General features: G+C 60.0%; 14 protein-coding genes. All 14 read left to right on the forward strand.

Annotated features, from left to right (window positions below; genetic code table 11):
- Nucleotides 1-455 precede the first annotated feature (455 nt).
- The gene (locus PMI27_RS24140; RefSeq protein WP_033053272.1) at nucleotides 456-1682 is read left to right on the forward strand and encodes an RtcB family protein; all 1227 of its coding nucleotides are present in this window, start codon (nucleotides 456-458) and stop codon (nucleotides 1680-1682) included.
- A gap of 378 nt (nucleotides 1683-2060) precedes the next feature.
- Nucleotides 2061-4622, forward strand: coding sequence for a nitrite reductase large subunit NirB (nirB, locus tag PMI27_RS24135; protein ID WP_008156771.1), 2562 nt, complete (start codon nucleotides 2061-2063; stop codon nucleotides 4620-4622).
- Nucleotides 4622-4999, forward strand: coding sequence for a nitrite reductase small subunit NirD (nirD, locus tag PMI27_RS24130; RefSeq protein WP_008156769.1), 378 nt, complete (start codon nucleotides 4622-4624; stop codon nucleotides 4997-4999). The genes nirB and nirD overlap by 1 nt, the downstream gene beginning before the upstream one ends.
- A 40-nt stretch (nucleotides 5000-5039) precedes the next feature.
- A complete protein-coding gene (locus PMI27_RS24125) occupies nucleotides 5040-5480 on the forward strand; it encodes a CBS domain-containing protein (RefSeq protein ID WP_008156768.1) in 441 nt (146 codons plus the stop codon).
- An 896-nt stretch (nucleotides 5481-6376) separates the two neighbouring features.
- Nucleotides 6377-6820, forward strand: a complete 444-nt coding sequence (locus PMI27_RS24120) for a CopD family copper resistance protein (RefSeq protein ID WP_008156829.1) — start codon at nucleotides 6377-6379, stop codon at nucleotides 6818-6820.
- Between the two features lie 116 nt (nucleotides 6821-6936).
- Nucleotides 6937-8280 (forward strand): coproporphyrinogen III oxidase, encoded by a 1344-nt coding sequence (locus tag PMI27_RS24115; RefSeq protein WP_008156831.1) that lies wholly within the window; start codon nucleotides 6937-6939, stop codon nucleotides 8278-8280.
- A gap of 20 nt (nucleotides 8281-8300) precedes the next feature.
- Nucleotides 8301-9689, forward strand: a complete 1389-nt coding sequence (hemN, locus tag PMI27_RS24110) for an oxygen-independent coproporphyrinogen III oxidase (RefSeq protein WP_008156833.1) — start codon at nucleotides 8301-8303, stop codon at nucleotides 9687-9689.
- Between the two features lie 99 nt (nucleotides 9690-9788).
- Nucleotides 9789-11969 carry a transcriptional regulator NosR gene (nosR, locus tag PMI27_RS24105; protein ID WP_177327849.1) on the forward strand — a complete coding sequence of 727 codons (2181 nt, stop codon included), beginning with the start codon at nucleotides 9789-9791 and terminating at the stop codon, nucleotides 11967-11969.
- A 53-nt stretch (nucleotides 11970-12022) separates the two neighbouring features.
- Entirely contained in the window at nucleotides 12023-13945 is a 1923-nt protein-coding gene (gene nosZ / locus PMI27_RS24100) for a TAT-dependent nitrous-oxide reductase (protein ID WP_443200780.1), read from the forward strand.
- Nucleotides 13946-13972: 27 nt separating this feature from the next.
- Entirely contained in the window at nucleotides 13973-15262 is a 1290-nt protein-coding gene (locus PMI27_RS24095; protein WP_008156839.1) for a nitrous oxide reductase family maturation protein NosD, read from the forward strand.
- Nucleotides 15259-16182 carry an ABC transporter ATP-binding protein gene (locus PMI27_RS24090; protein WP_008156841.1) on the forward strand — a complete coding sequence of 308 codons (924 nt, stop codon included), beginning with the start codon at nucleotides 15259-15261 and terminating at the stop codon, nucleotides 16180-16182. The genes PMI27_RS24095 and PMI27_RS24090 overlap by 4 nt, the downstream gene beginning before the upstream one ends.
- Nucleotides 16179-17009 (forward strand): ABC transporter permease, encoded by an 831-nt coding sequence (locus PMI27_RS24085; RefSeq protein ID WP_008156842.1) that lies wholly within the window; start codon nucleotides 16179-16181, stop codon nucleotides 17007-17009. Before PMI27_RS24090 ends, PMI27_RS24085 begins: the two co-directional genes overlap by 4 nt.
- A 32-nt stretch (nucleotides 17010-17041) precedes the next feature.
- Complete coding sequence (locus PMI27_RS24080; protein ID WP_008156844.1) at nucleotides 17042-17545, forward strand: nitrous oxide reductase accessory protein NosL; 504 nt, start codon at nucleotides 17042-17044, stop codon at nucleotides 17543-17545.
- A 110-nt stretch (nucleotides 17546-17655) separates the two neighbouring features.
- On the forward strand, nucleotides 17656-18399 hold the full coding sequence (locus PMI27_RS24075; RefSeq protein ID WP_008156846.1) for an SDR family NAD(P)-dependent oxidoreductase: 744 nt from the start codon (nucleotides 17656-17658) through the stop codon (nucleotides 18397-18399).
- The last annotated feature ends 511 nt before the right edge of the window (nucleotides 18400-18910 follow it).

The raw sequence follows: 18910 nt of genomic DNA on the forward strand, positions 1-18910 counted from the left end.
GCAGTGGGCAACCCGGCATGGATGCCGGGTTAGCCGCCCCCGGCCATGGATGGCCGATGGCGGCGGGCCCACGGAGCAGGACCGGAGCGAGGGCATGCCGAGCCACAGCGAGGCACCGAACGACAGGGGCAAGAGCCCTTGGTTACTTGGGGCTCTTCCAAGTGACTCGCTGTAAAAGCGAAACCGATAGCCGCCGTAACCGCAAAAACGGATATGCACACAAAAAACAAAACACAGCTCGGCGGCTGTTTTCTACGGTGTACCGAGCGCTACTCGGGCGACTCCCAGTAAATAAATTTATCCCCTTTCTTCCGCGAAGTAGGAAAATCAAATCAAAGCGCGTCGGCGGCTATACCTTTCCCAACAGGCGACCGCCAATGCTATTGCACCAACCTTTTTCACCCCAGGCGCCAGACCAACGCCGAACAATCGGCCAAAAGAAAAGTATCAAAATCATGCAAGCACATACCTACCAACTGCTGGAAGTCGCCAACGGCAAACCGATCAAGCTCTGGACCGAGGGCGTCCCGGTAGAACACGAAGCCAGACAGCAACTGATGAACACCGCCAAGATGCCGATCATCTTCAAGCATCTGGCCGTGATGCCCGACGTACACCTGGGCAAGGGCTCGACCATCGGCAGCGTGATTCCCACAGTCGGCGCGATCATTCCAGCCGCCGTCGGAGTGGACATCGGCTGCGGGATGATCGCCGCCTGCACGTCGCTGACCGCCAGCGATTTGCCAGACAACCTGCATGGCTTGCGTTGCGCGATCGAGAAAGCGGTGCCCCATGGCCGCACCATTGGCCGCGGCGTTCGGGACAAGGGCGCCTGGGACAGCGTTCCGCGTGAGGCGGACCGGGCCTGGGCGGCACTGGACTCGCGGTTCAAGGCGATCACCGCCAAGTACCCGAAACTCGCCAACACCAATAACCGTGGGCACTTGGGCACGCTGGGCAGCGGGAACCACTTCATCGAGGTGTGCCTGGATGAAACCGACCGGGTCTGGTTCATGCTGCACAGCGGTTCCCGTGGCGTCGGCAATGCGATCGGCAACCTGTTCATTCAAATGGCGCAGGCGGATATGCGCCAGCACCTCGCCAATCTGCCGGACCGTGACCTGGCTTACTTTAAAGAGGGCAGCCGGCACTTCGATGACTACGTCGAAGCGGTCGGCTGGGCCCAGGACTTCGCCAGGCAAAACCGTGCGTTGATGATGCAAGCGGTGATTCAGGCGACCCGAAAAGTGATCAGCAAGCCTTTTGAGGCGGCGCTGGAAGCGGTGAACTGCCACCACAACTACGTGCAGAAAGAACGGCATTTTGGTCAGGAAATTCTAGTCACCCGCAAAGGCGCGGTGTCGGCCAAGAAGGGCGAGTTGGGGATTATTCCGGGATCGATGGGCGCTAAAAGCTTCATCGTTCGCGGGCTGGGTAACGAGGATTCATTCTGCTCCTGCAGCCACGGCGCCGGCCGCACCATGAGTCGTACCAAGGCGAAAAGCCTGTTTACCGTCGAAGATCAGATCCGTGCCACCGCCCACGTGGAGTGCCGCAAGGATGCTGCCGTCATCGATGAAATTCCGATGGCCTACAAGGACATCGACGATGTCATGCACGCCCAGCGCGAGTTGGTGGAAGTGCTGCACACTTTGCGGCAGGTGGTCTGCGTAAAAGGATAGGGAAAATGGAAGATCACGATCATCGATCTGCTGAACTTTGTGCACTTTTATAAGGCCACGCAACACTGCGCTGCACTATACGAAGGCGAATATCGGATGTTCTGGAGCTCCCTGGCCCCTGTTTTCCGACGCAAATACTGCCAACCGCCGACTGGCACAAAGTCTGCAAGACACTGTTCAGGCCCACTGTGACGCAGTCGAGTGGGCAGCCCCCTCGGTCAACGACGATCGATTGGCCGAACAGGTCGTGGGCAACATCGGTGGTTCCGGCATAGATGCCTGACTTAGCACCGTAAATGAACAGGCAAAGACGCCTGGAACCGCAAGGTTTCAGGCGTTTTTTTTTGCTTTTTGAACAGCTATCGACGGGTGTCTCTTATGAATTCCAATGTTGCCACTTTGAACAAGCTGCAAACGCTGATCGTAATCGGCAATGGCATGGTCGGACATCATTGTGTCGAACAGCTGATCGAACGCGGTGCCCTTGATCACTATCGGCTGCACGTGTTCAGCGAGGAGCCGATGCGTGCCTACGACCGCGTGCACCTTTCCGAGTATTTCTCCGGCCGTGATGCCGAGTCGCTGGCCCTCGGCGAAGCCTCGCTGTACCAGACCCCGGGCGTAACCCTGCATCTGGGGGTGCCGGTCCTGGAAATCGACCGCGCACGCCGTCAGGTGATCACCGCCCAAGGCTGTGTCTCCTACGACAAATTGGTGCTGGCCACCGGGTCCTATCCGTTTGTACCGCCAATCGAAGGCGCCGAGGGCGATTCGCGCCTGGTGTATCGCACCCTTGAAGACCTCGACGCCATTCGTGCCGCGGCCAGCAACGCCCGACGCGGTGTGGTGGTCGGCGGTGGCTTGCTGGGCCTGGAAGCCGCCAACGCCCTGAAAACCCTGGGGCTGGAAGCTCATGTGGTGGAATTCGCCCCGCGCCTGATGCCGGTGCAACTGGACGAATACGGTGGCCTGGCGCTCAAGGCGCAGATCGAACGGCTCGGCGTCGGCGTGCATTTGTCGCGCGGCACGCAATCGATCAGTGCAGGCGAGGAATACCGCTACCGGATGAACTTCGCCAATGACGAATTCCTTGAAACCGACCTGATCGTGTTTTCCGCCGGTATTCGTGCGCAAGACGCACTGGCCCGCCAATGCTCGCTGGAAGTCGGCCCGCGTGGCGGCGTTGTAATTGACGACCAATGCCAGAGCAGCGATCCGAACATCTACGCCATCGGCGAGTGTGCCGCCTGGAACGGCAGCATTTTTGGCCTGGTCGCCCCGGGCTACCAAATGGCGCGCGGCGTCGCAGCACTGTTGTGCAACGAAACCGCCGAGCCGTTCATGGGCGCGGACATGTCGACCAAGCTCAAGCTGCTGGGCGTCGATGTCGGCTCCATCGGCGACGCCCACGGCAGCACGCCTGGCGCGCGCAGCTATCAGTTCATCGACGAAACCACGGCCAGCTATCGTCGCCTGGTGGTGGACGCGACGGGCAAGCACGTACTTGGTGCGGTGCTGGTCGGTGACAACAGCTATTACGACACGCTGCTGCAATACATGCAGAACGCGATTGCGTTGCCGGCGGAACCCGCCAGCCTGATTCTGCCGTCGTCCGAAGGCGCACCGACCCTGGGCCCGGGCGCGTTGCCCGAAGCGGCCACGGTGTGTTCGTGCCACAACGTCACCAAGGGCTCCATTTGCTCGGCCATCGACGGTGGCTGCACCGACCTCGGCCTGCTCAAGTCGCAGACCAAGGCCTGCACCGGTTGCGGTGGTTGTGCCGGGCTGCTCAAGCAGGTTTTCGAACATGAGTTGATTGCCCGTGGCGTCAGCGTCGACAAGAGCCTGTGCGAACACTTTGCCTATACCCGTCAGGAGCTTTATGCGCTGGTGCGGGTAGAAGGGGTGATCACCTTCGAAGAACTGCTGGCCAAACATGGCCGTGGCCACACCGGTTGCGACGTGTGCAAGCCGGCGGTGGGCTCGATCCTCGCGTCGTGCTGGAACCAGCCGATCATGGATGCCTCGCTGGTGCCGTTGCAGGACACCAACGATACCTTCATGGCCAACATGCAGAAAAACGGCACCTATTCGGTGGTGCCACGGATCCCCGGTGGCGAGATCACCGCCGACAAACTGATCGCGATTGGTGTGGTGGCGAAGAAATACGACCTCTACACCAAAATCACCGGCGGCCAGCGTATCGACCTGTTTGGCGCGCAGTTGCATGAGTTGCCGGACATCTGGGCCGAGCTGATTGAAGCCGGTTTCGAAACCGGGCACGCCTATGGCAAATCGACCCGCACGGTGAAGTCTTGCGTCGGCAGCACCTGGTGCCGTTATGGCGTGCAGGACAGCGTGCAAATGGCCCTGACCATCGAGGACCGCTACAAGGGCCTGCGTTCGCCGCACAAACTCAAGTTCGCGGTGTCCGGTTGCACACGAGAATGCGCCGAAGCCCAGAGCAAAGACGTTGGCGTGATCGCCACGGAGAAAGGCTGGAACCTTTACATCGCCGGCAACGGCGGCATGCGCCCGCGCCATGCCGAGCTGTTCGCCACCGACCTCGACGATGAAACGCTGATCCGCTACATCGACCGCTTCCTGATGTTCTACATCCGCACCGCCGACAAATTGCAGCGCACCTCGGTGTGGCGCGAAAGCCTGGAGGGCGGCCTCGACTTCCTCAAGGATGTGATCATCAACGACAGCCTCGGGCTGGGTGAAGAGCTCGAATCGCAGATGCAACTGGTGGTCAATCGCTATGAATGCGAGTGGGCCAACGCCCTCAAAGACCCGGAAAAACTCAAGCGCTTCCGTACCTTCGTCAACGATAAACGCCCGGACCCGGACATCCACTTTGTCCAGGAACGCGGCCAGCGGCGCCCGATCATGGCCGCCGAACTCAACCTTATCCCTGTTATCGAGGAGATTGCCTGATGAGCCAGTCCAATACCCAACGCATCGATTCCCTGGAAAACCCCGAGGCCTGGCAAACGGTGTGCGAGCAACAGGATCTGGTCAGCAACTCCGGCGTCGTCGTCTGGCTCGACGGCGCGCAAGTGGCGCTGTTCTACCTGCCGGGTGCCGAGGGTCGGACCCTCTACGCCATCGACAACCACGACCCGCAATCCGGGGCGAATGTGATCGGTCGCGGGTTGGTCGGCAGCATCAAGGGTGATCTGGTGGTTGCATCGCCGATCTATAAACAGCATTTCCGCCTTGAGGACGGCAGCTGCCTGGAGTATCCGCAACAGCGTCTGCGTGTCTGGCCCGTGCGGTTGAACAGCGGCGTGGTGGAAGTCGGGGTGGCTTGAGCCTGTTCAACAGCATCGCGTATCCGCATCGGAGGCATTTATGAAAACAGCCGCACAATTGCTGAAACTCAAGGTCGTGCAAAACCGCCAGGTGCATAGCGTTGCGCCGGATGAAATGGTGCTTGAAGCGCTGAGGATCATGGCGGAAAAGAACGTGGGCGCACTTCCGGTGATCGAGGCCGGGCAGGTGGTTGGCGTGATCAGCGAGCGTGACTATGCGCGCAAGGTCGTGCTGCAGGGGCGCTCTTCGGTGGGTACGCCGGTGCGCGACATCATGAGTGCGCCGGTGGTGACGGCTGACAGTCAGCAGAGTATTGAGCGTTGCATGGCGGTGATGACTGACAGCCATCTGCGTCATTTGCCGGTGGTGGAGGGGGGCGAGCTGATTGGGCTTTTATCGATTGGGGATTTGGTCAAGGAGGCTATTGTTGAGCAGGCGGATTTGATTCGGCAGCTGGAGCATTACATTCGCGGGCACTAGACCTGGCAGCACCATTAAGGTTGGGGTACATATCCGTTTCTGCGGTCACGGCGGCTATTGGTTCCGCCCTTACGGCGGGTCACTTGGAAGAGCGCCAAGTAACCAAACGCTTTTGCCCCTGACGTACGGTGCCTCGCCTAGGCTCGGCATGCCCTCGCTCCGGTCCTGCTCCGTGGGCCCGCCGCCATCGGCCATCCATGGCCGGGGGCGGCTACCGCGGCATCCTTGCCGCGGTGCCCACTGCGCAGAACCTGCGCTCGGCCTTCCGACGGGGCAGATCAAGATCAAAAGCAAGATCAAAAGCCCGGAGTTGTACCTGTGGGAGCGAGCCTGCTCGCGAAAAGCGTCCGGACACCGCGTTCATTCAGACAGGACGCGTAATCGTTCACGTCTTTCGCGAGCAAGCCCGCTCCCACAGGGGGAGTGCGTACGCTTGAAGAGACAGGCCGGCCGGTAGGCCGCCTCGCGGTGCTTTTGCGGTACTCGCCCCCTCGAGAGGCCGAGTGGAGGTTCTGCGTAGTGGGCAACCCGGCATGGATGCCGGGTTAGCCGCCCCCGGCCATGGATGGCCGATGGCGGCGGGCCCACGGAGCAGGACCGGAGCGAGGGCATGCCGAGCCTAGGCGAGGCACCGATCGAAAGGGGCAAGAGCGCTTTGGTTACTTTCCGCCGGGCCGCGCAGGCTTTTCGAAAGTGACTCGCTGTAAAAGCGAAACCGTAATAAGCCATCACCGCAGAAACGGATATGCCCACGAACTCGGGGGTTTTGCGCCTTTCTTGATCAGTGTCAACCGCATAACCAGGCTGTCTCTGTAGTCTCAAGAGACCGACAGCCAGTGCGCTCACCCCAATTGTTCGCCGTAGCGCGGGTTGCCTTGACCCAAGGCGAAAACACCATGATCTATCCGCTGATTCTGACCTTGCACCTGTTTGCCGCGCTGATCTTCATCGGCACGGTGTTCTTCGAAGTCCTGTTCCTGGAAAGCATCCGCAAACAGTTGCCCGCCAGGGTAATGCTGCTGGTGGAGCAGGGTATCGGCCGCCGGGCCCGCACACTGATGCCGTGGGTGCTGCTGGTGTTGTTCGGTGCCGGGCTGGGCATGGTCTGGTTGCGCTACTTGCCAGCCCTGGCCTCACCACTGTCCTCATCGTTCGGCACCTTACTGGCGTTGAAAATCGCGGTGGCCGTGAGTGTGCTGCTGCATTTCCTCGGCGCCATGTTTCTATTCAAAAGCGGCCGAATGAGCCCGCGATACCTGCACTTCATCCATGGCAGCCTGTTCTGCCACATGATCGTTATCGTGCTGCTGGCCAAGGGCATGTTTTACCTGACGTGGTAGTCGGGGCTGACCGGTGGTCCGTTGTGCAGACACTTCGCTTGCGCTTGACGCAAATCAAGGAGCATTGATGGTTAAACCCGGAGACTGAAAGTCCGCAGCCAGTCTCGGAGACCGTCATGCTCGATTTATTTCACAACCCAGGCGAGATCGCCCGGTGCGATCAAGGCGTGCTTGACCCTAACTGTCATGCCGACACGCAAAAATTTCATGACGGTATTGGCTCTCTGGACCTGCTTCGTGCATTGCGCGTCAGCCGCCAGAAGTGCCGTCCGCTGTCCCTGAACGTGCAACTGCCTTCCAGCCTCAAGCCGTCTTCCTGTGCCCCGCGCGATATCGCCGGCGAGCACAACGGTATCGAACAGTACCTTGAGCATCTGGAGCGGGAAATCGACCTCGTCGGTTGTCACCTCGGTGCGCAGCAACGGGTCGAGCAATTTCATCTGGGCGGCGGAACCCCCGCGCCTGCCTATCTGGAACGGCTGATGAATCATCTGCGTGGCCGGTTCAAATTTCTAGAGCATGAAGGCGGCGATTACAGTGTCGAGGTCGACCTTCACCACACCGACTGGGCGACCATGGGGTTGCTGCGCGACCAGGGATTCAACCACGTCAGCATCGGCGTTCCAGATATCGACGCCGACTGTGACAGGTCGGTGGCCTGCTACCAGAACCCGGCGCCGATCCAGTCGCTCATGGATGCCGCACGCACCTTTGGTTTTCGATCCATCAACGTCGATCTGGGTTTTGGTCATGCCTGGCAGACGCCAGACAGTTTTGCGCTGAAGCTGGCGAGCATTATCGAGCTGGAGCCGGACCGGCTGATGGTGTTCGACTATGCCCGGCCACCACGGCGCTATCGGCCGGTGCTCGGTGACAAAGTCAGAGAGTTGTGCAGCCAGGACGATAAAGGCGCGATGCGCCAGATCTGCTTTGATCAGCTGCTTGGTGCGGGTTATCACTACATCGGTCTGGGGCAGTTTGTCCGGCCTGATGATGATTTGGCGGTCGCTCAGGAGCGAGGCCGGTTGCGCCGTACCTGTGAGGGTTTCTCCCGTCACGGTTATTGCGATCATGTCGGATTCGGTTTGGGCGCCATCAGCCAGATCGACGATTTGTACACACAAAACACCGACGAGATTGAGCGTTATCAGCAGCAACTGGACATGAAGCAATTGCCGACGTGTCGAGGCTGGCGCTTCGAGGCGGGGGATCAGATCCGGCAAATGGTCATGGAGCGTCTGGCCTGTGATCAGGAACTGGATATCCGCGCTATCGAGCGGCGCTACGGGCTGGCTTTTTCAACGTACTTCTCCGCCGTCTGGCCGTTGCTGGAGCAATTGAGCCGGGACGGGTTGATTGAATTGTCAGACCGTTTCATCAGCATCCTTCCCGCCGGTCGGCCGGAAGTGGATGCCATCTGCAACCTGTTTGAAAAGGATTTGGGCGGTGCGAAGCATTAACCCCTGCGAGTTGATCGATCATGAACACGACATTTGATTTCAATCGCGCCCTGGTCGAAAAGTACGACCGCCCGGGGCCGCGTTATACCTCTTACCCCACGGCGCCGCAGTTTCACCAGGCGTTTGCCGTTGACGACTATCAGCGTGCCGCCCGCGACAGCAATCAGGTGGCCGCGCCGAAACCGTTGTCGGTGTACATCCACATCCCGTTCTGCAAAAGCCTTTGTTACTACTGCGCCTGCAACAAAATCATTACCCAGAAAACCCATCGCGCCGTCGAGTACCTGACGTACCTCAAGCGTGAAATCGCGATGCAGGCGGCCTTGTTCGACAGCACGCGCAAACTCACTCAGTTGCACCTGGGGGGCGGCACGCCGACCTATTTGACCAGCGAGCAGCTGGCGGACCTGATGGACTGCCTGCACCAGGCGTTCAACATGGATGACAGCGATAACCATGAGTTCTCCATCGAGGTTGACCCGCGCACCATCAGCACCGAGCAGATTCAGTCGTTGCGCCAATTGGGCTTCAATCGCCTGAGCTTCGGCGTGCAGGATTTCGATCCCGACGTGCAGGCAGCGGTCAATCGCCAGCAAAGTGAAGAGCAAATTTATGCGCTGGTCGCGGCGGCGCGGGAGGCGCACTTCAAGTCGATCAGCGTCGACCTGATCTACGGCCTGCCACTGCAAACCGTGCAGAGTTTTGACGTTACCCTCAGTAAGATCATCGCGCTGCGTCCGGACCGGATTGCCGCCTACAGCTACGCGCATTTGCCGGAGATGGTCCGCGCACAACGGCTGATTCGTCCCGCCGACATGCCGCCACCGGAGCGCAAGCTGGAACTGCTCGAGCTGACCATCCGCCGTCTGACCGAGGCCGGTTACGTCTACATCGGCATGGATCATTTCGCCTTGCCGGATGACGAGCTGGCGCTGGCCCGGGCCAATGGCACCCTGCAACGTAACTTTCAGGGCTATTCCACCCATGCCGACTGCGATTTGATCGGCCTAGGGGTGTCGTCGATCGGCAAGGTCGGCGACAGCTACAGCCAAAGCGTCAAGGAGCTTTCTCAGTACTACGCTCGTATCGATCAAGGGCTGTTGCCGGTGCATCGCGGTTACCGCTTGAACGCCGACGACCTGCTGCGCCGCGAGGTGATCAGCGACCTGATGTGCCATGGCCGTATCGCGTTCGACAAGTATGAAGCGCGGCATGGCATTCGCTTCACCGAGTATTTTGCCGAGGCGCTGGCACAGCTGGGCGAGCATGTGCGCGATGGATTGCTGCAGATTCACCGCAACGAATTGGTGCTGTTGCCACAAGGGCATTTGATGATGCGCAGTGCCGCGATGGCGTTTGACGCCTATCTGGGTGGTGAACAAAAAGGCCAGTTTTCTCGCACGGTCTGAGAATACGAGCCCTCTATGGACTCAAGTTGATCTCAATCAAGGGCAGGGGGCGCAACGCTCCCTAACATGACCGCAAGCCCCTTTGAAATCAGCGAGCCCATGACAATCCATCAGCCTTCGATACTCGGCAACCTGCGCGCCTGGGGTGTCGGTCTGGTGGTCATGCTGACGCTGATGCTCGCCACCTTCGAGGGGGCGCAGGCCAAGCAATACGGCGACATCGAGCAGCAGCGCATCGAAAAAACCTTCCATCAGACCGATTCCGTTTCCGCCCCCGAAGGCCGGTTCAAGGTGCGCACGCTGTCCGCCGCCGGCAAGGTCATCGGTTATGTGTTCCAGAGCCTGGACGTGGTGGATATTCCGGCTTACTCGGGCAAGCCGATCAACACCCAGGTGATCCTTGACACTGCCGGCGTGATTCAGGATGCCTATGTGCTGGAACACCATGAGCCGATTCTGCTGATTGGCATTCCTGAGGCAAAACTTCACGGTTTCAGCGCCAAGTACAAGGGCGTGAAGGTCAGCCAGCGGGTCGTCGTCGGCCATTCCAGTGATCCGAATGCAGTCACGGTCGATGCCATCGCCGGCGCAACCGTCACGGCCATGGTGGTCAACGAGGTCATCATGCGCGCCGCTCATGATGTGGCTGTCTCACTCAAGCTGATCGAAGACACGGGCGGTGTGGCAAGCAAGCCCGCCACCGTGCGGCTGAACTTTTTCGAACCCGCCACCTGGGAACAACTGACCGGCAACGGCGCCATCCGCCGCTTGAACCTGACCCGTGGCCAGGTCGACGCCGCCTTCAAGGGCACTGATGCCGAAGGCGTGGAAAACGCCGCCGCCGATCAGGTGGATGAGACCTTTATCGAGCTCTACACCGCCGACCTGAATCCGCCGACCATCGGCCGTGCTCTGCTGGGCGACAACCAATATCGCTTCCTCATGCAAGACCTCAAGCCTGGCGAGCAAGCCATCGCGGTACTGGGTCGCGGGCTGTTTTCCTATAAAGGCTCGGGGTATGTGCGCGGCGGGATTTTCGATCGGGTGCAATTGCGCCAGTTCGGGAATGTCATCAGCTTTCGCGACATGGACCATCAGCGGCTCTCGGATGTGTTTGCCAAAGGCATGCCCGAGTTCACTGAAATGTCGATTTTCATTGTGCGCGAACCGGCGAAGTTCGATCCGGGATCGCCCTGGTCTCTGGAGTTATTGGTACGTCGCCAGACCGGCCCGGTCAGTGGCACGTTCAGCAGCTTCGAACTGGCCTATCAATTGCCCGAGCCTTACCTTGAACGACCACTGCCCAGCGCCGAAGAACTGGCCGCCCTTGAGGAAGCCAGTCGGCCCATGTGGTTGAACATCTGGTATCAGAAATCCTTTCAGATCGCCGTACTCGGCACCGCGTTGCTGCTGCTGACAGCGATCCTGTTTTTGCAGGACACCTTCACCCGTCGCCCGCATTTTCTGCACTGGCTGCGCCGCGGTTACCTGGTGTTTACCGTGGTGTTTATCGGCTGGTACGCGCTGGGGCAGTTGTCAGTGGTCAATGTCCTGACCTTCGCTCATGCGCTGTTTGACCATTTTCGCTGGGAGCTGTTTCTCACCGATCCGCTGATCTTCATGCTCTGGGTCTTCGCCGCTGCGAGCATTCTGCTGTGGGGCCGTGGCGTGTTCTGCGGCTGGTTGTGCCCGTTTGGCGCCTTGCAAGAGTTGATCAACGAGGCCGCACGCAAGCTGAAAATCCCTCAATACGAATTACCCTTCGCGGTGCATGAACGCTTGTGGGCGATCAAATACATCATTTTGCTGCTGCTGTTCGGCATCTCCCTGGAGTCGATGTCCACCGCCGAACTGTTCGCCGAGGTGGAACCGTTCAAGACCGCCATCACCCTCCGGTTCGACCGCCAGTGGTGGTTCGTGCTCTACGCGGTGGCGCTGCTGGTCATCAACATTTTCACGCGCAAAGTCTATTGCCGCTACATCTGCCCGTTGGGTGCGGCGCTGGCGATTCCGAGCAAATTTCGCCTGTTCGACTGGCTCAAACGCCGCAAGGACTGCGGCACGCCCTGCCAACTGTGCGCCAAGGAATGCGAGATCCAGGCGATTCATCCCGATGGCCGGATCAATGCCAACGAGTGCCACTACTGCCTCGATTGCCAGATGACGTACCAGAACGACAACAAATGCCCGCCGCTGATCAACAAGCGCAAGAAACGCGGCAAAGCGGCACCCGCCGCTGTGCAACTGATACCTGTCGTGGAAGTGACCGCTCTGGAATGAACCCCGCGAGCGCTTGTCCGCAGTGACCGTTTTTATCCCTTCAAGGAAAACACCTGATGAACGACACAGAATCCAAAAAAACCACTGAAGTGCCGGAACCGACCGGCCTCAGTCGTCGCGGCTTCCTGGGCACCAGTGCGGTGACCGGCGCGGTACTGGCCGGTGCCACGGCCATCGGTGGCGCGGTCTTCACCCGTGAGACATGGGCGGCAGCGGCCAAGGACGCGCAACTGAAAACCCACGTCGGACCGGGCGAACTGGACCAGTACTACGGTTTCTGGAGCGGCGGCCATCAGGGTGAAGTGCGGATCATGGGCATTCCGTCGATGCGCGAGTTGTTGCGTGTTCCGGTGTTCAACGTCGATTCCGCGACCGGTTGGGGCCTGACCAACGAAAGCAAACGGATCATGGGCGACAGCGCGCATTTCCAGAATGGCGACTGCCACCACCCGCATTTGTCGATGACCGATGGCAAGTACGACGGCAAATACCTGTTCATCAATGACAAGGCCAACAGCCGCGTTGCGCGTATCCGTCTGGACATCATGAAGTGCGACAAGATGCTCACCGTGCCCAATGTGCAGGCTGTTCATGGGCTGCGCCTGCAGAAAGTGCCGCACACCAAGTACGTGTTCGCCAATGCCGAATTCGTGATTCCGCACCCCAATGACGGCAGCACCTTCGACCTGCAGGACAAGAACAGCTACACCATGTTCAACGCCATCGATGCCGAGAAAATGGAGATGGCGTTCCAGGTCATCGTCGACGGCAACCTGGACAACACTGACGCCGACTACACCGGCAAATACGCGGCATCGACCTGCTACAACTCGGAGAAGGCCTACGACCTGGGCGGCATGATGCGCAACGAGCGCGACTGGGTGGTGGTGTTCAACATCCCGCGCATCGAAGCGGCGATCAAGGCCGGCAAGTTCATCACCCTCGACGGCTCGAAAGTGCCGGTGGTCGATGGTCGTAAAACCGATGGCAAGGACAGCGCGTTCACCCGATACATCCCGACGCCGAAGAACCCCCACGGCCTCAATACCTCGCCCGATGGCAAGTATTTCATTGCCAACGGCAAGCTTTCGCCGACCTGCACCATCATTGCCATCGCCAAGCTTGACGATCTGTTCGACGACAAATTCAAGGACCCGCGTGACGTAGTGGTCGGCGAGCCCGAGCTGGGTCTTGGCCCGCTTCACACCACTTACGACGGTCGCGGCAATGCCTACACCACGCTGTTTATCGACAGCCAGGTGGTGAAGTGGAACGTGGAAGAAGCCATTCGCGCCTACACCGGTGAGAAGGTCAACTACATCAAGCAGAAACTCGATGTGCAGTATCAGCCGGGCCACAACCATGCCTCGCTGACTGAAACCAGTGAGGCCGACGGCCAATGGCTGATGGTGCTCAGCAAGTTTTCCAAGGACCGTTTCCTGCCGACCGGCCCGCTGCACCCGGAAAACGATCAGTTGATCGATATCTCCGGCGAGGAAATGAAACTGGTGCACGACGGCCCGGCCTTTGCCGAACCCCACGACTGCGTGATGGCCCGCCGCGACCAGATCAAGACCAAGAAGATCTGGGACCGCAACGACCCGTTTTTTGCCGAAACCGTGGTCATCGCCGCGAAGGACGGGATCAAGTTGGAGACCGACAACAAGGTCATCCGCGACGGTAACAAGGTCCGTGTCTACATGACCTCGATGGCGCCGGCCTACGGCCTGCCGGAGTTCACCGTCAAACAGGGCAACGAGGTCACGGTGACCATCACCAACATCGACCAGATTGAAGACGTGACCCACGGCTTCGTGATGACCAACCATGGCGTCAGCATGGAAATCAGCCCGCAGCAGACCTCATCGATCACCTTCATCGCCGACAAGGCTGGCCTGCATTGGTACTACTGCAGCTGGTTCTGCCATGCGCTGCACATGGAAATGGTCGGTCGCATGAAGGTCGAGAAGGCCTGACCGTTGCCCATCGACAGGAGCGAAGCAATGACTGAGAGCAAGGGAAACCCGGTGAAGGTCATTGTGCTTGCGCTCCTGCTGATGTCTGGCAGCGCGCTGGCGGTGCAACCCATTACCACGTTGCCGTTGACGGTGGACGCCGATCAACGCTGGCACCTGCCGGCCGGAGAATACCGTGGCTCGTACAGCGTCGATCAGCCGATGCAGATTGTCTGCGAGCCGGGCGCGGTATTTCAGGGCGAGGGGCAGGGCAACGGTCTGATCATCAGTGCGCCGGATGTCGGCATCGAGGGCTGCACGTTTCTGGACTGGGGGCACGACCTCACCGCCATGAATGCGGCGGTGTTTATCCAGCCCAAAGCCCATGGCGCGGTGATTAAAGGCAATCGCCTGCAGGGTAAGGGCTTCGGTATTTGGGTCGACGGTACGCAGGATGTGAGCCTGATCGACAACTGCATTCAGGGTGATCCGACGATGCGTTCCCAGGATCGCGGCAACGGCATTCATCTGTATGCGGTGCATGGCGCCAAGGTCATTGGCAACCAGGTGCGCGACACCCGCGATGGCATTTACATCGATACCTCCAACGGCAACCTGCTGCAAGGCAATACCCTGGAAGACCTGCGCTACGGCGTGCATTACATGTTCGCCAACGATAACCAGTTGATCGGCAACACCACCCGCCGCACCCGCACCGGCTACGCCCTGATGCAAAGCCGCAAGCTCATGGTGATCGGCAATCGCTCCGAACAGGATCAGAACTACGGGATCCTGATGAACTACATCACCTATTCAACCTTGCGTGACAACTTCGTCACTGACGTGCGCGACGGCTCGACCGGCGACAGCATGATCAGCGGTGCCGAGGGCAAGGCGCTGTTCATCTACAACTCGCTGTTCAACAGCATCGAACACAACCACTTCGAGCACAGCGCCGTGGGAATTCATCTCACTGCCGGCTCGGAAGATAACCGCATCGCTGACAACGCTTTTGTCGGCAACCAGCGGCAGGTCAAGTACGTCGCCACTCGCTTGCAGGAATGGTCGGCGGATGGCCGGGGCAATTACTGGAGCGATTACCTGGGCTGGGACCGCAACAACGATGGCCTCGGCGATATCGCCTACGAACCCAACGACAACGTCGACCGTCTGCTGTGGCTGTACCCGCAGGTGCGGCTGTTGATGAACAGCCCCGGCATCGAGCTGCTGCGCTGGGTGCAACGGGCCTTTCCGGTGATGAAATCGCCGGGGGTGCTCGACAGTCATCCGCTGATGAAGTCATCCCCTCAAACCCTGACCCAGGAGCCCACCTCATGAACGTCATCGACATCGAAGGCGTCAGCCAGCGCTATGGGCATGCCACCGTGTTGCATCAACTCAACCTCAGCCTCGCTGAAGGTGAAGTGCTGGGTTTGTTCGGGCACAACGGTGCGGGCAAGACCACCAGCATGAAACTGGTGCTTGGCCTGCTCCAGCCCAGCGAAGGGCAGGTCAGGGTGTTCGGCCGTTTGCCCAGCGATCCCCACGTGCGACGCCTGCTCGGTTATCTGCCGGAGAACGTGACGTTTTACCCGCAGCTGAGCGGTGTTGAGACCTTGCGCCATTTCGCGCGACTCAAAGGCGCCGCGTCCGCTCAGGTGGACGTGCTGCTGGAGGAAGTCGGCCTGGCCGGTGCGGCGTATCGACGGGTCAAGACCTACTCCAAAGGCATGCGGCAACGCCTGGGGCTGGCACAAGCGCTGCTCGGTGAGCCGCGTTTGTTGCTGCTCGACGAACCTACGGTCGGCCTCGATCCCATCGCAACCCAGGACCTTTATCGCTTGCTCGATCGCCTGCGCAGCCAGGGCACCAGCATCATTCTCTGTTCCCACGTATTGCCGGGTGTAGAGGCGCATATCAACCGCGCCGCGATTCTGACCCAGGGCCGCTTGCTGGCCCTCGGTAGTCTGCGCAGTTTGCGCGAGGAAGCCGGGCTGCCGACGCTGATTCGCGCCAACGGCCTGAAGCACGCCGGGCCCTTGCAGCAACGCTGGAACAACGCCGGACACGTCACCGAACGCTGGGGCGTCGAAGGGCTTGAAGTGGCCGCGCTCAATGGCAGCAAGCTCGGGCTGTTGCGCCAACTGCTCAATGAAGACGAACCGGCCGACGTGGAAATCCATCAGCCGTCTCTGGAAGATATTTACCGCTACTACATGAGCCGGGCCGCTGCGGCGCCGATCGGGGAGGCCGTATGAATGCTGTCTGGAACATGGCCCGCAAGGAATTCAGCGATGGTTTGCGCAATCGCTGGTTGTTGGCGATCAGTGTGTTGTTCGCGGTGTTGGCTATTGGCATCGCCTGGCTGGGCGCCGCGGCCTCCGGGCAGTTGGGCTTCACTTCGGTGCCGGCCACCATCGCCAGCCTCGCCAGTCTGGCGACGTTTTTGATGCCGTTGATTGCGTTGCTGTTGGCCTATGACGCCATCGTCGGCGAGGACGAGAGCGGCACCTTGCTGCTGTTGCTGACGTATCCGTTGGGTCGCGGGCAGATTCTGCTCGGCAAGTTTGTCGGCCATGGGTTGATCCTGGCGCTGGCGACACTGATCGGTTTCGGCTGCGCCATGCTCGCCATCGCGGTGCTGGTGGACGATGTCGAACTGAGCCTGTTGCTTTGGGCCTTTGGCCGGTTCATGGCGTCGTCGACGTTGCTGGGCTGGGGTTTTCTGGGGCTGGCCTATGTGCTGAGCAGTGTGTCCGCCGAGAAATCCACGGCGGCCGGGCTGGCGCTGGGCGTCTGGTTCTTCTTCGTGCTGGTGTTCGACCTGGCACTGTTGGCGCTGTTGGTGCTCAGCGAAGGGCAGTTCAACCCGAAAGTGCTGCCCTGGTTGCTGCTGCTCAATCCGGCCGACATCTATCGCCTGATCAATCTCTCCGGTTTTGAGCCCGGCGCCGGTACCGCGGGTGTGCTGACGCTGGGCAGCGATTTGCCGATGCCGGGCTCGATGCTCTGGCTGTGCCTGTCGCTGTGGGTGGCGGTGCCATTGGGCTCGGCCTGGCTGTTGTTTCGTCGCCGGGCGACATGAATTTTTACTTTGGTTTTTAGGAGCAGTTGACAATGAACACCTTTTATCTGATGACGGTACGCGCGGTGGCGGGCCTGATGATGTGCCTCTTGCTGACGGCTTGTGACAACCCGGCGCAAGCCACTTACAGCGACGCCGCCACAGCCTTTCATCCCAGTGATGAATGCCATGTCTGCGGGATGATCATCAACGGATTCCCCGGGCCCAAGGGCGAAGTCGTCGAGCGGGCCGGGGTGAAGAAGTTCTGCTCCACGGCGGAAATGATCGGTTGGTGGTTGCAGCCGGAAAATCATCATGGCGATGCAAAACTGTATGTCCACGACATGGGCCGCAGCCCGTGGAACGCGCCGGATGATGCCCATTTGATCGATGCCAAGGACGCGTTCTACGTGGTCGGCACCCAACTCAAGGGCGCCATGGGTGTGGTGCTGGCGTCCTTCTCCAGTCGTGAGGCCGCTGAAAAGCTTGCCGCTGAACAGGGCGGTCGTTTGCTGCGCTTCAGCGAGATCACTCCGGCGCTGTTGCAGCAACACTAACGTCGTCGAAAAAGTCTGATCGCGGTCAAGTCGTTTTTTCTTCTCCTGTTCAAAGATAGGGGCTGGCTATGTCCCCCAGTGCTGGCATCCGCGATGCCCAGGAGTAAATGATGAAAACCGAGTTTCAGGATCGTTTGGCGGTGGTCACGGGTGCCAGCTCCGGGATTGGCCTGGCACTGTGCGCTGCGTTGTTACCGCGCGGGGTCAAGGTGCTGGCGATGTCTCGGACCCTGGGTGAACTGCCGGCGTTGCAGCAGATCTACGGGGAACGGTTGCAGTGGTTTGCGGGGGATGTCACGAGTCAGCAAGACCTGCGCGAGCTGGCCGAGCGGGCTGCGGCGATGGGCCCCGTGGACTATCTGGTGCCTAACGCGGGTATTGCCGAGATGGCTGACAGCCTGGATATGGCGGCCTTCCAGCGTCAGTGGGCGGTTAATGGTGCCGGGGCGTTGGATACGCTGGCTGCGTTGCGGGGGGAGTTGGCGAGTCCGGCTTCGGTGGTGTTTATCGGGAGTTTTCTGACGGGTTCGAGTTTTCCGGGATTGGCTGCGTGCATTGCCAGCAAGGCTGCGCTGGCGGCTCAGGCGCGGACGCTGGCGGTGGAGTTTGCGCGTTTTGATGTGCGTATTAATCTGGTCTCGCCGGGGCCGACGGCTACCTCGATGTGGGATCACTTGGGGCTGAGCGAGGGGGAGCTTGGCGATGTTGCCGACACGCTTGGTAAACGTCTGTTGCCGGGGCATTTTCTTGATGCTGCGGCGGTGGCTAATGTGATTGTCTTTCAGCTGTCGCAGGGTGCTCGGGGTGTTTATGGTCAGGACTGGAAGGTTGATAACGGGTACACGTTGGGCTGACTTTTGGAGTACATATCCGTTGTTGCGGTGATGGCGGCTTAGGGTTCCGCCCTTACGGCGGGTCACTTGGAAGAGCGCCAAGTAACCAAACGCTCTTGCCCCTGACGTACGGTGCCTCGCTGTGGCTCGGCATGCCCTCGCTCCGGTCCTGCTCCGTGGGCCCGCCGCCATCGGCCATCCATGGCCGGGGGCGGCTACCGCGGCATCCTTGCCGCGGCATCCTTGCCGCGGTGCCCACTGCGCAGAACCTGCGCTCGGCCTTCCGACGGGGCAGATCAAGATCAAAAGCAAGATCAAAAGCCAAAGCAAGATCAACAGCCCCCGCCGCTCAGTCACTGATCGTTCCCACGCTCCGCGTCCGGCTGTCGACGCAAGACTCGAGTCCTGCGCACTGGTGACGCGGCGCGTGGGAACGATCTTCATTGTCTTTTCCGCTGTCGCAAGGCGCTCGCGATGTTTACGGTCAGGACTGGAAGGTCGGCAGCGGTTACACCCTGGACTGATGGCCGAA

Source organism: Pseudomonas sp. GM41(2012), from assembly GCF_000282315.2.
Lineage (GTDB): Bacteria > Pseudomonadota > Gammaproteobacteria > Pseudomonadales > Pseudomonadaceae > Aquipseudomonas.

Bases quoted from the DNA above. Each gene is read 5' to 3' on its own strand.
- PMI27_RS24140 (WP_033053272.1), top strand. From the start codon at position 456: ATGCAAGCACATACCTACCAACTGCTGGAAGTCGCCAACGGCAAACCG.
- nirB (WP_008156771.1), top strand. From the start codon at position 2,061: ATGAATTCCAATGTTGCCACTTTGAACAAGCTGCAAACGCTGATCGTA.
- nirD (WP_008156769.1), top strand. From the start codon at position 4,622: ATGAGCCAGTCCAATACCCAACGCATCGATTCCCTGGAAAACCCCGAG.
- PMI27_RS24125 (WP_008156768.1), top strand. From the start codon at position 5,040: ATGAAAACAGCCGCACAATTGCTGAAACTCAAGGTCGTGCAAAACCGC.
- PMI27_RS24120 (WP_008156829.1), top strand. From the start codon at position 6,377: ATGATCTATCCGCTGATTCTGACCTTGCACCTGTTTGCCGCGCTGATC.
- PMI27_RS24115 (WP_008156831.1), top strand. From the start codon at position 6,937: ATGCTCGATTTATTTCACAACCCAGGCGAGATCGCCCGGTGCGATCAA.
- hemN (WP_008156833.1), top strand. From the start codon at position 8,301: ATGAACACGACATTTGATTTCAATCGCGCCCTGGTCGAAAAGTACGAC.
- nosR (WP_177327849.1), top strand. From the start codon at position 9,789: ATGACAATCCATCAGCCTTCGATACTCGGCAACCTGCGCGCCTGGGGT.
- PMI27_RS24095 (WP_008156839.1), top strand. From the start codon at position 13,973: ATGACTGAGAGCAAGGGAAACCCGGTGAAGGTCATTGTGCTTGCGCTC.
- PMI27_RS24090 (WP_008156841.1), top strand. From the start codon at position 15,259: ATGAACGTCATCGACATCGAAGGCGTCAGCCAGCGCTATGGGCATGCC.
- PMI27_RS24085 (WP_008156842.1), top strand. From the start codon at position 16,179: ATGAATGCTGTCTGGAACATGGCCCGCAAGGAATTCAGCGATGGTTTG.
- PMI27_RS24080 (WP_008156844.1), top strand. From the start codon at position 17,042: ATGAACACCTTTTATCTGATGACGGTACGCGCGGTGGCGGGCCTGATG.
- PMI27_RS24075 (WP_008156846.1), top strand. From the start codon at position 17,656: ATGAAAACCGAGTTTCAGGATCGTTTGGCGGTGGTCACGGGTGCCAGC.